This window comes from Burkholderia sp. AU30198 (genome assembly GCF_020419825.1).
In the GTDB taxonomy this organism is placed as follows: Bacteria; Pseudomonadota; Gammaproteobacteria; order Burkholderiales; family Burkholderiaceae; genus Burkholderia.
The window spans coordinates 16,603-31,873 of the sequence record NZ_JAIZSA010000015.1 but is presented as its reverse complement, the minus strand read 5'-3'; the positions used below and the strand labels follow the sequence as shown (position 1 = coordinate 31,873).

The 15,271-nt window shown below is 66.9% G+C and carries 16 protein-coding genes; 14 read left to right on the top strand and 2 right to left on the bottom strand.

Annotated features, from left to right (window positions below):
* Window positions 1-53 precede the first annotated feature (53 nt).
* Genes LGN19_RS28010 through LGN19_RS27995 form a run of 4 tightly spaced genes read left to right on the top strand, consistent with a single transcriptional unit; the run spans window position 54 to window position 4,821 of the window.
* Window positions 54-2,396, top strand: a complete 2,343-nt coding sequence (locus LGN19_RS28010; RefSeq protein ID WP_226218317.1) for a DUF3141 domain-containing protein — start codon at window positions 54-56, stop codon at window positions 2,394-2,396.
* 19 nt (window positions 2,397-2,415) lie between these two features.
* Window positions 2,416-3,354 carry a phosphate acetyltransferase gene (locus LGN19_RS28005; protein ID WP_174962061.1) on the top strand — a complete coding sequence of 313 codons (939 nt, stop codon included), beginning with the start codon at window positions 2,416-2,418 and terminating at the stop codon, window positions 3,352-3,354.
* Window positions 3,355-3,358: 4 nt separating this feature from the next.
* Window positions 3,359-4,537: an acetate/propionate family kinase gene (locus LGN19_RS28000; RefSeq protein ID WP_226218316.1), complete on the top strand. Its 1,179-nt coding sequence runs from the start codon at window positions 3,359-3,361 to the stop codon at window positions 4,535-4,537.
* A gap of 29 nt (window positions 4,538-4,566) precedes the next feature.
* Entirely contained in the window at window positions 4,567-4,821 is a 255-nt protein-coding gene (locus LGN19_RS27995) for an RNA-binding protein (protein WP_122948831.1), read from the top strand.
* 210 nt (window positions 4,822-5,031) lie between these two features.
* On the opposite strand, the gene LGN19_RS27990 is transcribed toward LGN19_RS27995, so the two are convergent.
* The gene (locus tag LGN19_RS27990) at window positions 5,032-5,427 is read right to left on the bottom strand and encodes a hypothetical protein (protein WP_226218314.1); all 396 of its coding nucleotides are present in this window, start codon (window positions 5,425-5,427) and stop codon (window positions 5,032-5,034) included.
* A 459-nt stretch (window positions 5,428-5,886) separates the two neighbouring features.
* Between LGN19_RS27990 and LGN19_RS27985 the strand changes: the two genes are divergently transcribed.
* From LGN19_RS27985 to LGN19_RS27940, 10 genes are all read left to right on the top strand, one after another.
* Window positions 5,887-6,930: an alpha/beta fold hydrolase gene (locus LGN19_RS27985; RefSeq protein ID WP_175219253.1), complete on the top strand. Its 1,044-nt coding sequence runs from the start codon at window positions 5,887-5,889 to the stop codon at window positions 6,928-6,930.
* The gene (locus LGN19_RS27980) at window positions 6,927-7,472 is read left to right on the top strand and encodes a cytochrome P460 family protein (RefSeq protein WP_226218311.1); all 546 of its coding nucleotides are present in this window, start codon (window positions 6,927-6,929) and stop codon (window positions 7,470-7,472) included. The genes LGN19_RS27985 and LGN19_RS27980 overlap by 4 nt, the downstream gene beginning before the upstream one ends.
* A gap of 303 nt (window positions 7,473-7,775) precedes the next feature.
* Window positions 7,776-8,102, top strand: coding sequence for a DUF4148 domain-containing protein (locus LGN19_RS27975; protein ID WP_226218308.1), 327 nt, complete (start codon window positions 7,776-7,778; stop codon window positions 8,100-8,102).
* 84 nt (window positions 8,103-8,186) lie between these two features.
* Window positions 8,187-8,978, top strand: coding sequence for an alpha/beta fold hydrolase (locus tag LGN19_RS27970; protein ID WP_226218306.1), 792 nt, complete (start codon window positions 8,187-8,189; stop codon window positions 8,976-8,978).
* A 4-nt stretch (window positions 8,979-8,982) separates the two neighbouring features.
* Window positions 8,983-9,144: a hypothetical protein gene (locus tag LGN19_RS27965; protein ID WP_226218543.1), complete on the top strand. Its 162-nt coding sequence runs from the start codon at window positions 8,983-8,985 to the stop codon at window positions 9,142-9,144.
* 426 nt (window positions 9,145-9,570) lie between these two features.
* A complete protein-coding gene (locus tag LGN19_RS27960; protein ID WP_226218304.1) occupies window positions 9,571-10,041 on the top strand; it encodes a rhodanese-like domain-containing protein in 471 nt (156 codons plus the stop codon).
* A gap of 28 nt (window positions 10,042-10,069) precedes the next feature.
* On the top strand, window positions 10,070-11,008 hold the full coding sequence (epsC, locus tag LGN19_RS27955) for a serine O-acetyltransferase EpsC (RefSeq protein ID WP_174962072.1): 939 nt from the start codon (window positions 10,070-10,072) through the stop codon (window positions 11,006-11,008).
* A gap of 8 nt (window positions 11,009-11,016) precedes the next feature.
* Window positions 11,017-11,238 carry a helix-turn-helix domain-containing protein gene (locus tag LGN19_RS27950; RefSeq protein WP_226218302.1) on the top strand — a complete coding sequence of 74 codons (222 nt, stop codon included), beginning with the start codon at window positions 11,017-11,019 and terminating at the stop codon, window positions 11,236-11,238.
* Between the two features lie 138 nt (window positions 11,239-11,376).
* Window positions 11,377-12,309 (top strand): family 2A encapsulin nanocompartment shell protein, encoded by a 933-nt coding sequence (locus LGN19_RS27945; protein WP_021156739.1) that lies wholly within the window; start codon window positions 11,377-11,379, stop codon window positions 12,307-12,309.
* Window positions 12,284-14,284, top strand: coding sequence for a family 2A encapsulin nanocompartment cargo protein cysteine desulfurase (locus LGN19_RS27940; RefSeq protein WP_226218300.1), 2,001 nt, complete (start codon window positions 12,284-12,286; stop codon window positions 14,282-14,284). The genes LGN19_RS27945 and LGN19_RS27940 overlap by 26 nt, the downstream gene beginning before the upstream one ends.
* Before the next feature lie 58 nt (window positions 14,285-14,342).
* Here LGN19_RS27940 and LGN19_RS27935 read toward each other — a convergent pair whose 3' ends face one another.
* Window positions 14,343-15,236: an acetylglutamate kinase gene (locus LGN19_RS27935; protein ID WP_319000666.1), complete on the bottom strand. Its 894-nt coding sequence runs from the start codon at window positions 15,234-15,236 to the stop codon at window positions 14,343-14,345.
* Window positions 15,237-15,271: the final 35 nt, after the last annotated feature.

Here is a 15,271-nt window from a genome sequence, read left to right as displayed (position 1 = left end):
CGGCCGCTCCCGGAATGCGTCGAGATGGACCTTGCCCTCTGGAGAACAGTGTTATGGATGCTGTTACGCAACTGGCGCGTAGTCATGAGATCGCCACGGAGATTGCCCTCGTCCTGCAAAAGCGCACGCAGCACGCGCTGGAACAGGTCGGGAAACGAGTAGGCGAAGCACTCGACGGCAGCGACAGCCGCGACCCGGGCGCCGCCCCCCTGACCACGCTTTTCTCGCCGCTGGGCGCGTGGCATTACGCGGTCGATGCCGTACAGCGCTCGCTGCTGTTCTGGGACACGTTGCGCGAGCGCGGCACGCAATACGTCGAGCGTACGGCCCAGGGGCTCAAGCCGGTGCTTCATTTCGACTACGAAGTCGTGCTCGACGGCCGGCAGTTCGAACGGCCCGTCAATTACGCGCTGGTTCACATCCAGCCGCCGGACGGCGTGATCGTCGACGCCGGCAAGCGGCCTTACCTGATCATCGATCCGCGCGCGGGGCACGGCCCCGGTATCGGCGGCTTCAAGGACGATTCGCAAGTCGGCGTGGCGTTGCGCGCGGGGCATCCCGTGTACTTCGTCGTGTTCTTCCAGGAGCCCGAGCCCGGCCAGACGCTGCTCGACGTGTGTGCGGCGGAACAGGCGTTCGTCCGGAAAGTACGGGCGCTGCATCCGGACAGCCTCAAGCCGGCCATCGTCGGCAACTGCCAGGGCGGGTGGGCCGCGATGATGCTCGCGAGTTCGTCGGCGGACGATACGGGCCCGATCGTCATCAACGGCGCCCCGATGTCGTACTGGAGCGGTGCGTGGAGCGACGGGCCCGGCGACAATCCGATGCGCTATGCCGGCGGCCTGCTCGGCGGCACCTGGCTCGCGTCGTTCTCGTCGGACCTGGGCAACGGCAAGTTCGACGGCGCCTATCTCGTGCAGAACTTCGAGAACCTGAACCCGGCGAACACGTTGTGGGACAAGTACTACCACGTGTACGACAACATCGACACCGAGCCGCCGCGCTTCCTCGAGTTCGAGCGCTGGTGGGGCGGCTACTACCTGATGAACCGCGAAGAGATCGAGTGGATCACGCACAACCTGTTCATCGGCAACAAGCTCTGGTCCGGCGAAGTGCGGGACGGGGCGGGCAAGGCGTTCGACCTGCGCGAGATCCGCTCGCCGATCATCCTGTTCGCGTCGATGGGCGACAACATCACGCCGCCGCAGCAGGCGTTCAACTGGGTCGCGGACATCTACGGCAGCACGGAGGAGATCAAGTCGCGCGGGCAGGTCATCATCGGGTTGATGGAAGAGGATGTGGGGCATCTCGGCATCTTCGTGTCGGGCAAGGTCGCGAAGAAGGAGCACGCGCAGATCGTCAGCGTGCTGGATGCCGTCGAAACGCTGGCGCCCGGCCTCTATGCGATGTCGATCGAGGAGGTGACAGGCGCCGACGGGAAGGTCGCTTACGAGGTCACCTTCGCCGAGCACCGTCTCGAAGAGATCGCGCAACACTTCAACCGCTTCGGGCGCAAGGATGAACAAGCGTTCGAGGCTGTCGCCGAGCTGTCCGAATTCACGCAGCGCGCCTATGAACTGTTCATGCAGCCGTTCGTGCAGCAGGCCTCGAACGAGACCACGGCACGCCTGTTGCGCGATTTTCATCCGCTGCGCTTTCAGCGCTGGGCGTTTTCGGATCTGAATCCGTGGCTCGGCTGGCTGAAGCCGGCCGCCGACACGGTCCGGGCCCACCGCCAGCCGGCCGACGATATCGCGCCGTGGCGCAAGCTCGAACGTCGTGGCGCCGATATCGTCAGCGCGTCGCTCGACTATTTCCGCGCGATGCGCGATGCGGGCACCGAGTCGCTGTTTTTCACGCTGTACACCGAGCCCTTCATGCTGCATTTCGCGGAGCAGTATCGCGACCGTCATGCGGCTTCGCCGGCGGCGACGGATCCCCGCGACCTGCCGTTCGTGAAGGAGGCGCTCGCATCGATCGACCGGGGCGGCTACACCGAAGCGGTGGCGCGCGCCGCGTTTCTGCTCGAGCGCAGCGGCGAACCGTTTCCGCTGGCGCAGCTTGCAACCGAGCGCGAACTCGCGGAAACCTACGCCGAGTATCTGCCCGACCTGCCGCCCGACCAGTGGCGGCGCATCTATGGCGAGCAGGAGATCATCGCGACTTACGCACCGCAACAGGCCGTCGCCACGCTGCCGGCACTGCTTGCCTGGCCGGAGGATCGCCAGCGGCTGCTGACGTTGCTGGACAAGCTGCTGGGCGATGCGCGCGTGCAAAGCGCGTCGGTGAGCGAGCAGCAGTGGGCGGCCCTGCAGCGCATCCGCGCGGTGCTGGGTGCGCCGCCTGCCGTGCGGCCGGCCAAGGGGCCGGCGGCGGCACTCGATCGTGTGCAGTGACGGACAGCAAGGAACCGAGATGGAAAACAGACACGAAAAATATCAGCGCCTCATCGAACACTGCCAGACGCTGGCACCGATGCCGACCGCCGTCGCGCATCCGTGCGATCGAAGCTCGCTCGAAGGGGCGCTGGAGGCGGCGCGCAAGGGGCTGATCGACCCGATCCTGGTCGGCCCGCGTGCACGTATCGAAGCGACCGCCGCGGAGTTCGGGCTGTCGATCCGCGCTCACGAGATCGTCGATGCACCGTACAGCGAGGCGTCGGCAGCGGCAGCAGTGCGGCTCGTCCGCGACGGCCGGGCGTCCGCGCTGATGAAGGGCAGCCTGCACACCGACGAGCTCATGGCCGAAGTGGTGCGGCACGATGCCGGATTGCGCACGGGCCGGCGCATCAGCCATTGCTTCGTGATGGACGTGCCTGCGCACGCCGATCCGCTGATCGTGACCGACGCGGCGATCAATATCGCGCCGACGCTCGAGGAAAAGGTCGACATCCTGCAGAACGCGATCGATCTGGCGCATGCGCTGGAATTTCCGCAGGTCTACGTGGCGATCCTCTCGGCGATGGAGACGGTCAACCCGAAAGTGCCGTCGACGCTCGAAGCCGCCGCGCTGTGCAAGATGGTGGACCGGCGGCAGATTACCGGCGCGCTCGTCGACGGCCCCCTTGCGCTCGACAACGCGATCGATCCCGAGGCCGCGCGCATCAAGCAGATCGATTCGCCGGTGGCCGGGCACGCGAACGTGCTGATGGTGCCGGATCTCGAAGCCGGCAACATGCTCGCCAAGAGCCTGTCGTTCCTGGCCGGCGCGGACGCGGCGGGGATCGTGCTCGGCGCGCGCGTGCCGATCATCCTGACGAGTCGTGCCGATTCGTTGATCACCCGGCTGGCTTCCTGTGCGGTCGCGATGCTTGTCGCGAACGTGCAGCGTGAAGCGGCCAGGCGCGCGGGGTGACGCCATGGCAGACGTGATTCTGGTGTTGAATGCCGGCTCGTCGAGCATCAAGTTTTCCGCATTCGACGTGCAGGGCGACACGCTCGGGCTGATCGTGCACGGCCAGGTCGACGGCCTGTATACGGCCACCGCGCACTTCAGCGCCGTCGACCGTCACGCGGAGCGTCACGAGCGGCAATGGGCCGGCGGCGATACGTTCGGCCATCACGAAGGGCTCGAGCAGATCGCCGCGTTCCTGGAGGATCACCAGGAAGGGCACCGTCTCGCCGCGGTGGGCCATCGCGTCGTGCACGGCGGGCAACGCTTCAGCGGCCCGGTCCGCGTCACGCCCGAGATCGTCGCCGAGCTGGAAAAACTCACGCCGCTCGCGCCGCTGCATCAACCGCACAACCTGACGCCGATTCGCATCCTCGAAGCGGTGCAGCCCGGTATCGAGCAGGTGGCCTGCTTCGACACGGCGTTCCACTGCACGCAGCCCACGGTGTCCCAGGCGTTTGCGCTGCCCGAGTCGATCACCAGCCGGGGCGTGCGCCGCTACGGCTTCCACGGGCTCTCGTACGAATACATCGCGAGCGTGCTGCCCGACGTTGCGCCGCAGGCGGCGCGCGGGCGCACGGTCGTCGCCCACCTCGGCAACGGCGCAAGCATGTGTGCGCTCGTGGCGGGCAAGAGCGTCGCGAGCACGATGGGGTTCACGGCGGTCGACGGATTGCCGATGGGCACGCGTTGCGGCAACCTCGATCCGGGCGTCGTGCTGTTCCTGATGGACGAACTCGGGATGGACGTGCGCGCCGTCGAGGATCTGCTGTATCGGCGCTCCGGGTTGCTCGGGGTGTCCGGCCTGTCGAGCGACATGCGCACCCTGCTCGCGAGCGACGATCCGCACGCGCGCTTCGCGATCGAGCTGTACGTCTACCGCATCGCGCGCGAACTCGGTTCGCTTGCCGCCGCGATGGAGGGCATCGACGCCATCGTTTTCACGGCGGGGATCGGCGAGCACGCGGCGGCGATTCGCGAAGGCGTGCTGCGCCGCGCGGCCTGGCTCGGCGTCGAGATCGACGTCGCAGCGAACCGCACGGACGGGCCGTTGATCGCGACGGCGTCGAGTCGCGTACCGGCGTGGGTGATCCCGACCAACGAAGAGCTGATGATCGCGCAGCATACGCGCCGGTTGATCCGGTGACGGACGGACGTACAAGGAAAGGAGCCGTCATGGCCGAACTACTGCTGGTCAACGTCGAAGAACACGCACGCGACGACGAAGTCGGCGCGTTCCTGAAACGGCATGGATTCCCGCTGTTCGATTCGATCGAGCGCGTGCCGGCCGGGATTGGCGACCCCATCGCGTTGCTCAGGTTCAATACGTTGTCGTCGGTCGCGATCTACACGCTGCGCGAGCGGATCGACCACATATCGTGGCGGGGGCGCTCGATTCGTGCGCATATCCTGCCGGATCGGAAGGAGTGAACGGCTTTGCATGGCCGGAGCCGGTGCGGTGTCGGGACGCGCAGCAAGATGCTCCGGCCATATCGCGGCCGGTCACTGTGTCGCGCACAAGCGCGGTTTGAACGGTGAGCGCGAGTCATGGGTTGTGTGGTCCGCGTTCTTGAACATGCTGACACTTGCGAATCAAGTGGTAGTCGTCACGTCAGCAGTCGAGCAGCGATGGCATGCATCTCACAGAACGCTGCATGCACCATGTGAACCCATCAACCGCATCACGATCGATGCGGCAAAGAAGACAACGGTCAGCGCGACCAGGAATTCTATCCACGTCACCCTGAACCATTGAAGACGCCGGGCGATCGCGGCGACTACGATACAGGCAACGAGTCCGATCAATACATCGTGCGGATAGTCGATGAAGGCGATCAGAACCGCTGAACCCGCGAGGTACACGGTCCAGAGCAGTGCATCACCGAGCTGCCCGCAGTACCCCGCCGAGTAGCCGGACAATCCTGCGAGCGCCAGCGCCGCAAGCCCGAGTAGGGTCCAGATTGTCGCGAGCCAGAGTGGCGGCTGCCGAGCGGCTTCCATTGGCTGGAGTGCGCCTGATTCATTGGCGTCAGTCAAATTGATCACCTGAAGTCGAATGGGTTGTCGCCCCGATACCCGGAGTATCGCCGTAATCGGGCAATCGGTGGCACGGACGGGGGCGACCACACATTTCCACGACGCGAACATAGGCCCGCGATTGCCGGGTTGTTTCGGTGCCGACGCCGACGCCGACGCCGACGCCAACGCCGACGCCGACGCCAACGCCGACGCCGACGCCAACGCCAACGCCACGGGGCCGATGGCGCCTTGCGGTAGCCCGAAAGCGTCGTTCTTCGCCCCTTTTTTGAATCGTCGTGTGTCGTGTTCGCACACAGATACGTTGGGATACAAAGCCTCTGGATGGATCGGATATAAATCCGGTGAAGCGATTCACACGGCGGCGCAGTGCCTGCACCGCCACCGAGAACGCCGATTCCCGAGTGCCCGCACGTGCCGCGGGCCCCTTCCGTAGCGATCGACAATGGAGAACGAGTCATGCCTGAAACCGTGAACACCCGCCGCCGCCTGATCCTCGGTACGACGCTGGCAAGCCTGAGCCTCGCCGACCTCGGCTTCAGCGCCCTCGCGCATGCGCAGTCGGCGCCCGATGCGCCGGCGACGAAGCGCTCGGCCGGCGTCGCGTCGCTGGGCACGATTCACCAGATCGACGCGGGCGTGCTCAACGTCGGGTATGCGGACCTCGGGCCGAAGAACGGCCCCGTCGTGTTCCTGCTGCACGGCTGGCCATACGACATCTACAGCTATGCGGAAGTCGCGCCGCTGCTCGTCGCGGCCGGCTATCGCGTGATCGTGCCGTACCTGCGCGGCTACGGGTCGACGACGTTCCGCTCGGCCGACACGGTGCGCAACGGCCAGCAGGCCGTGACGGCCGTCGACATCGTCGCGCTGATGGACGCGCTGAAGATCGACCGCGCGGTGTTCGGCGGCTACGACTGGGGCGCGCGCACGGCCGACATCATCGCGGCGCTGTGGCCGCAGCGCGTGAAGGCGCTGGTATCGGTGAGCGGCTACCTGATCGGCAGCCAGGAGGCGAACCGCAAGCCGCTGCCGCCGCAGGCCGAATTCCAGTGGTGGTATCAGTTCTACTTCACGACCGAGCGCGGCGAACTCGGCTACACCGCGAATCGCGACGCGTTCAACAAGCTGATCTGGCAACTCGCGTCACCGAAGTGGCAGTTCTCCGACGAAACCTACGCACGCTCGGCGGCATCGTTCCAGAACCCCGATCACGTGGCCGTCGTGATCCACAACTATCGCTGGCGCCTCGGGCTCGCGAAGGGCGAGGCGCAATACGACGACATCGAACGGCGTCTCGCAGCCGGGCCCGCGATCACGGTGCCGACGATCACGATGGAAGGCGACGCGAACGGCGCGCCGCATCCGGAACCGGCCGCTTACGCGAAGAAGTTCACGGGCAAGTACCAGCACCGGACGATCACCGGCGGGATTGGCCACAACCTGCCGCAGGAAGCGCCGCAGGCGTTCGCCGATGCGATCCTGCAAGTGGAGCATCTGTGAGGCGGGCTCGCGTGGGCGGCGTGCATCGCGGCGCGCGGCGTGTGTTGGTCGCGGGCGTGTTGCTGGCCGGTGCGCTGTCGGCGAGCGGCCCGGCCGCGTTCGCGGAGCAGCCGAAGCCGGCCGCGGCCGCGTCGCCGATCTACGGCGTGACGATTCCGCCCGGCTACCGGAAGTGGGAAATGGTCGCGCCGGCCGAAGAAGCCGCCCCCCTCGATGAACTGCGCGTGGTGCTCGGCAATCCCGTCGCGATCCGTGCGCTCGAACAGGCGACGCTGCCGTTCCCGGACGGCACGATCCTCGTGAAGCTCGCGTACAAGCGCAAGCAGTCCGACGAGTTCGCGCCGGCCACGGTGCCCGGCCAGGCGACGACCGTGCAGGTGATGGTGAAGGATTCGCGCCGCTATGCGTCGACGGGCGGCTGGGGCTTCGGGCGCTTCATCAACGGCGTGCCGGCCGATATCGGCCAGCATCAGACGTGCTTTGCGTGCCACCAGGCGCGGGTGAGGAATCACGACTACGTGTTCACGCGGCTTGCGCCGTAACGTGCGGGGTTTGATGGGCTTGACGGAAAGGCGTGCCGTGCGTGGCACGCCTTTTTTCATGGTGGGTGTGCGTTGGCGGAGCACTTCATCGGAAAGGGCGGTGAACGATGCGGCAGCCGGGTTTGTATCGCCGTGTATCCGCGGCCGCTTCTGACAAACTGGCATGCAGAAAGCCCCGGTTCCGGAAACATGGCAGATACGTGCGCGGGTTCTACTGTCGACATGCAGGAAACGTTCGATGCCAGACGAACTGGATCGGATGCCGAATGATCGACTGACTACCTTCCTTCAAGGAGCACCCTCATGAAAGCCGCTCGACTCCTCGCCGTTGCCGTCCTCGCCGCCATCCCCGCCTTGTCGTTCGCCGATACCGGCCACGGCCTGACGCGCGCCGACGTGCGCGCCGAACTCGTCCGCCTGGAACAGGCCGGCTACAACCCGGCCCGCAGCGAACCGCATTACCCGGAAGACATCGCCGCCGCGTTGCAGGTCGCGCGTTCCGACCAGAACGGTCCGTCGAAGTCGCAAGGCGACAACGTGGCCGATGCGTCGACGCCGGCCAGCCATCGCGACACGGCCCAATCGCGTTCCGCACGGAACGCCGCGGACGGCCTGTACGCGCATTCGTGATCCGGTGCCACGCCTGCTGCATGGAGGCGCGGTCGCCCATGCAGCACTTCATTTGAATAACACGACACAGATAGGAGCATGACGATGGCCGGTTTGACGAAACGCGTTCTGGTATCCGCCGCGGTGATCGGCGGACTGTTCGGTGCGATCGCGGCGCAGGCCGCGCCGCAGGACGACCTGAAGGGCACGAACGTCGTGCTCGTGCACGGCGCGTTCGCCGACGGGTCGAGCTGGAACCGCGTGATTCCGCTGCTCGAGGCGCGCGGGCTGCACGTGGTGTCGGTGCAGAATCCGCTGAGCTCGCTCGCCGACGATGCGGCCGCGACGAAGCGCACGATCGACGCGCAGAACGGGCCGGTCGTGCTGGTCGGCCATTCGTGGGCCGGCGTCGTGATCAGCGACGCGGGCAACGACGACAAGGTGAAATCGCTCGTGTACGTCGCTGCGTTCGCGCCCGACAACGGCCAGTCGATCGCAGACGTCACGCAGGGGCTGCCGGCGCCAGCGTGGGCCGGTGAGCTGCGCAAGGACGCGGGCGGTTTCGCCACGCTGTCGGACAAGGCGATCGCGCAGGATTTCGCGCCGGACCTGCCGCCCGCGCAGCAGCGCATCGTCGCGGCGACCCAGGGGCCGTGGTATGGCGGCTGCCTCTCGGAGAAGGTCACGCAGGCCGCATGGCATGCGAAGCCGTCGTCGTTCGTCGTCGCGACGCAGGACCGGATGATCGACCCGAAGCTGCAGGAAGCGATGGCGAAGCGGATCGGCGCGACGGTCACACGCGTGAACGGCAGCCATGTCGCGATGCTGAGCCAGCCGAAGGCCGTGGCCGACGCGATCATCGCGGCCGCCGAGCGCGCGAAGCAGGATACGCAGTAAGTGAATGAGGCGCCGCGCTTTCGCCGGGGAAGCGCGGCGCCATAACGGCGTACCGGTTGGCGTGCAGGTGGTTGCCGCGCATCATCGCGAGGATCTGTGCCTGCTCGCGGGGCGCGATATCGAAGCGGGTGGCGTGCCGGTCGCGCCAGTCGACCCGGTGCAGTGACCGGTTGACGGACAAGCGAATGCATCGGCGATGCCCGACCGGCATCGTGCCGATGCATTCCGCCAGCCAGTCGGATGTCATCAGTCGTCCCTGCATGCGCGTTCGCGCTTGCACTCCGTTTCGAATTCCATTGCAACGCGCCGCCCGCCGCGTCGATCGCCTCCCGCAACACCTTTCAAAGTCCTTCGATGCGTGACATCGAACGGTCACCATTCCGCCTGTCCTCCTCGCCAGCGAACCCGCCCCGATAGCGCGCGTCTGCTATTGCATTCCTCGTGCCGCTGATTAGGAAATGAATTTTTATTGGTTCTGCTTGCCCTTGCTCGCTCGCATAGTGGCGCTGACGGCTATAGACAGCACGCAAGCTGCAACGGCCGCATTCCCGGTGTTTTTGGTCATACGAATCAACGAAAACAAGGAAGTGTCATGACGGTTGCATTGGAAGAACGAACCGCTGCGCAGCAGGTGCTCGAAGACGCGCGCACGGCCGCTGCGGCGGCCGGCACGCCCTATGCGGGCGGCGTCGCGCCGGAAGCGGCGTGGGCGCTGTTCTCGTCCGGCGATGCGGTGCTGGTGGACGTGCGCACCGCCGAGGAACGGAAATTCGTCGGCCACGTACCGGAGTCGCTGCACGTGCCGTGGGCAACGGGCACGAGCCTGACACGCAACCCGCGCTTCGTGCGCGAACTGGAAGCGAAGACGGGCAAGACGGCCGTCGTGTTGCTGTTGTGCCGTAGCGGCAACCGCTCGGCGCAGGCGGCCGAGGCCGCGACGAAGGGGGGCTTCACGCAGGTATTCAACGTGCTCGAAGGGTTCGAGGGCGACCTCGACGAGCGGCAGCATCGCGGCGGCAGCAATGGCTGGCGCTTTCGCGGCCTGCCGTGGGCGCAGGACTGATTCACGGCCGTTACAGGGAGAACGCAGCATGGCCGCATTCGACATCGACGACATCGTTCAATCGCTGCAGACCGTGCGCCGCGCATGGCGCGAGAAGCAGCGGCGCTCGCTTGAACCGGGCGGGCGGGACTTGCCGGCGCGCGAGGCGCTCGCGCAAATCATCGGCGCGCTGAAGGGCGTGCTGTTCCCGATGCGGCTCGGGCCGCCCGACCTGCGCCAGGAGAGCGAGAACTTCCACGTGGCCCATGCGCTCGACGCGGCGCTGAACGCGCTGCTAGCGCAGGTGACGCTCGAATTGCGCTATGCGGCGCGCCAGCGTCACACCGACGGGCCGGTCGATACCGTCGACGTCGTCGCTTCGTCGGCCGTGCAATCCTTTGCCGCGCGGCTTCCGGAGATTCGCCGGCTGCTCGACAGCGACGTGCTGGCCGCATTCCACGGCGATCCGGCGGCCGGCAGCGTCGACGAGGTGCTGCTGTGCTACCCCGGCATCCTCGCGATGATCCACCACCGGCTCGCGCACGAACTGTACGGGCTCGGCCTGCCGCTGCTCGCGCGGATCATCGCCGAGCAGGCACACGCGGAGACGGGCATCGACATTCATCCGGGCGCGCGCATCGGCGCGGGCTTCTTCATCGACCACGGCACCGGCGTCGTGATCGGTGAAACCGCGATCATCGGTGAGCGCGTACGCGTGTACCAGGCCGTCACGCTCGGCGCGAAGCGCTTTCCGCGCGATGCGGCCGGCCATCTGGAGAAGGGGCTCGCACGCCATCCGATCGTCGAGGACGACGTCGTGATCTATGCGGGCGCAACGATCCTCGGCCGCGTGACGATCGGGCGCGGCGCGGTGATCGGCGGCAACGTGTGGCTTACGCAGGACGTGCCGGCCGGCGCGAACATCACGCAGGCGGTGCTGCGCAGCGAAGCGAACGCCGCGCCGCGCGCGGCGGCGCGTGTCGCCTAGGAGGCGCGATGAGCAACCTTATCCATCACTTCGGCGCCAACGTGCGCAAGCTGCGCGAAGCGCGCACGTGGTCGCAGGAGCAACTGGCCGAGCATGCGGGGCTGAATCGCTCGTATGTCGGCGAGATCGAGCGCGGCGAGGCGATCGCATCGATCGTCACGGCCGACAAGATCGCGCGCGCGTTCGACGTGTCGATCTCGACGCTGCTGCCGGGCGTGTACGTCACCTGAGGCCGCCCGGTTTCGTTTCCCTTTCGGTTGCACGCGACATGACGGCTATAGCATGTTGAGCCGGCAGGTGCGTGCTTCCGATAATCACCGAGCGTCATAAGCAATCCCGTTTTTCATCTTAAGAACCCGGAGCCACACATGTCGACCGTTGCAAGCGGCACGGCCGCGCTGAGCGATCACGCCGCCCGCCAACTAGCGAACGCTACCAAGACCGTCCCCCAGCTTTCCACGATCACGCCGCGCTGGCTGACCCACCTGCTGCAATGGGTGCCGGTCGAGGCCGGCATCTACCGGCTGAACCAGGTGAAGAACCCGGAAGCCGTGCGTGCCGCGTGCACGCAGCTCGAGGACGAAAGCGTGCTGCCGCAGACCTTCGTGCCGTACGAGGAACAACCGCGCGAATACTTCCTGAACGCGGTGAGCACGGTGCTCGACGTGCATACGCGGATCTCCGATCTTTACAGCAGTCCTCACGACCAGATCAAGGAACAGCTGCGCCTGACGATCGAGACGATCAAGGAGCTGCAGGAAAGCCAGCTGATCAACAACCCCGACTACGGGCTGCTCGCGAACGTGACCGACGACCAGCGGATCTTCCCGCTGACGGGCGCGCCGACGCCGGACGATCTCGACGAGCTGCTGACCAAGGTGTGGAAGGAACCCGCGTTTTTCCTCACGCACCCGCTCGCAATCGCCGCGTTCGGCCGCGAATGCACGCGGCGCGGCGTGCCGCCGCCGACGGTCAGCCTGTTCGGCTCGCAGTTCCTCACGTGGCGCGGCATTCCGCTGATTCCGTCGGACAAGGTGCCGGTCGCGGACGGCAAGACCAAGATCCTGCTGCTGCGCGTCGGCGACAAGCGGCAGGGCGTGGTCGGCCTGTATCAGCCGGGTGTCGCGGGCGAGCAGGGACCGGGCCTGTCGGTGCGCTTCATGGGGATCAACAACCAGGCGATCGCGTCGTACCTGATCTCGCTGTATTGCTCGCTCGCGGTCCATTCGCCGGATGCGCTGGCTGTCCTCGATGACGTCGAAATCGCCAAGTTCCATGACTATCCCGACACCTACCGTTAATCCCGGCCTGGCCGGCGGCGACGCGCTCGCGCTGCCGCACGCGCCGCTGCCGGCCGGCTTGCCCGACCCGGCGACGCTTGCGCGGCTCGCGTCCGAGTTCTTCGCGACGCCGCCCGGGCAGGCCACCGCGCCCGGGCTGTCGGCCGGCAGCGGCGCGGTGGGCGGTGTGCCGTCGGCATTGCCGGCTGCCGCGCCGATCCTCGCGTCGGTCAGCAACCCGGTACCGGGCGGCTCGCCGCTCGCGGGGCCGGGCGGCACAGGCACCGGCGTGCCGGGTCTCGCGCTTCCGCAAGGGAAGGTGCCCGGTGCGAACCTTGCGCCGTCCGCACCGACCCACGTGCTGTCGCTCGGCAACCGCGCACCCGCGCTCGCGCCGCATGCGGCCGCGCAGAACGGGCTGCCCGACAACGCCGTGTCGATCGCACCGGCGCTCGAACCACGCGTCGGCGGCGCGGCGCTCGGCGTGCCGCAGGTGAATGCACCGGCACCGGAAGGCGCGGCGAAGGCATCGCCGTACTACTTCACAGACGGTTCGCTGCAGGGCTGGCAGGCGACGCCGCAGGACATCGTGGTGCCGTCGAACGGTCTTGCGTCGCCGGAAGCGTTCGGGCTGCCGGGTGACGACGCGCTGCGCGAGCTGCTCGCCGTGCATCGCGACGTGCCGGTGTCGCGTGCATCGGGCGCCGACGTGCCGCGGTACTTCATCGACGATGCGCATGCAGCCGAGCCGCAAGGCCAGTTGCATCGCGGCGCGCACCCGCCGTTCGACGTGAACGCGATCCGCCGCGATTTCCCGATCCTGCAGGAGCGCGTGAACGGCAAGCAGCTCGTGTGGTTCGACAACGCAGCGACGACCCACAAGCCGCAGGCCGTGATTGATCGGCTCGCGTATTTCTATGCGCACGAGAACTCGAACATCCACCGCGCCGCGCATGCGCTGGCCGGCCGCGCGACGGACGCGTACGAGCATGCGCGGGACACCGTGCGGCGTTTCATCGGCGCATCGTCGCCCGATGAAATCGTGTTCGTGCGCGGCACGACCGAGGCGATCAACCTGATCGCGAAGACGTGGGGCGTGCAGAACGTCGGTGAAGGCGACGAGATCATCGTGTCGCATCTCGAGCATCACGCGAACATCGTGCCGTGGCAGCAGCTTGCTGCGCTCAAGGGCGCGAAGCTGCGCGTGATTCCGGTCGACGATTCGGGGCAGGTGCTGCTCGACGAATACCGGAAGCTGCTCAACGACCGCACGAAGATCGTGTCCGTCACGCAGGTGTCGAACGCGCTCGGCACGGTCGTGCCGGTGAAGGAAATCGTCGAGCTTGCGCATCGTGCCGGCGCGAAGGCGCTCGTCGACGGCGCGCAGTCGATCTCGCACATGCGCGTGGACGTGCAGGCGCTCGATGCGGATTTCTTCGTGTTCTCCGGGCACAAGATCTACGGGCCGACCGGGATCGGCGTCGTGTACGGCAAGCGCGCGATCCTCGACGACATGCCGCCGTGGCAGGGTGGCGGCAACATGATCGCGGACGTGACGTTCGAGCGCACGGTGTTCCAGCCGCCGCCGAACCGGTTCGAGGCCGGCACCGGCAACATCGCGGATGCGGTGGGGCTGGGTGCTGCGCTCGACTACGTGAACCGGGTCGGCATCGAGAACATCGCGCGCTACGAGCACGACCTGCTCGCGTATGCGACGAGCGTGCTCGCGCCAGTGCCGGGTGTGCGGCTCGTCGGTACCGCGCGCGACAAGGCGAGCGTGCTGTCGTTCGTGCTGAAGGGCTATGAGACCGAGGAAGTCGGGCAGGCGCTGAACGAAGAGGGCATCGCGGTGCGCTCGGGGCATCACTGCGCGCAGCCGATCCTGCGGCGGTTCGGGCTCGAGGCAACGGTGCGGCCGTCGCTCGCGTTCTACAACACGTGCGACGAAGTCGATGCGCTGGTGAGCGTCGTGCGGCGGCTTGCGACGCGGCGTTGACGTCGTTCGTTTGCGGCGGCCCGTTCGGGTCGCCGCAAACGATCTATCGCTACAAAAATCAGAACCGCACGACCTGTTTCTGCTCGACGCTGAAGCCGTCGCGCAGCACGCTGGCCGAATCCGCGAAGTAGCGGCGGGTTTCCGACAGCAGGTCGGTGTTGCCGCGACGGCAGAACACCACACCCGATCCTTCCTCCGTCAGCAGTTCGTCGATCAGCGATTCGGGTTGCCCGATATCGGCGAGATGGACGTTCTGCACGCCGTGCGCGAGCGCATCGAGCGCGTCCCGCACGCAGGGCGCCGCCGTGGCGGCCGGATGCTCGGCGAGCCATTGCTCGAGTTCCGTGATGCCGTACAGCCCGGCGAGCTCGTCGAGTTCGCGCAACAGCGTGCTTTCAACCATCATCACCAGCGTCACGGCGCCCGTGCGCTGCGCGAAGAGGCTGCCGAGCCGTTCCGCGCGCAGCAGGTGATCATGGCCGGCGGCGTCCGGGGCGACCGGCATCACGACGGGCACCAGCCCGTTCTCGAGAAACGCGTTCAGCGCGGTGCCGTCGAATCGTGCGACCGCGCTCGTGTCGTTGCGGTCGGAATCCGCGCGCGCCACCAGCAGGCCGCCGTCGTGACCGTCGATACCGATCGCCTTGGCGCCGTGACTGCCGATCAGGCGCACCAGTTCATGATTGACGCCCGCCATCGCCGCGTGAACGGCGTGGACCGATTGCATACCGGATGTGCCCGGCACACCCTGGACGACGATCGGACGAACGCCGGTGAGTGAGAGCAGCGCGACATCCTGCGCGAATGCCTGACGGGCGCGCGCATCGCGCGCGGTGCCGCCCTCGACAATGACGACGGTCTGTCCGTGCAGGGCCTGCATGAACGGTAGCGAGCGCGCGAGTCCGGCCACGCGACGGGACGTAAGGGTGGGACTTTCAGGGTCTGGGAACATGGGAATCCGAATGGATGAAGGGAGTGCCTGCCGCC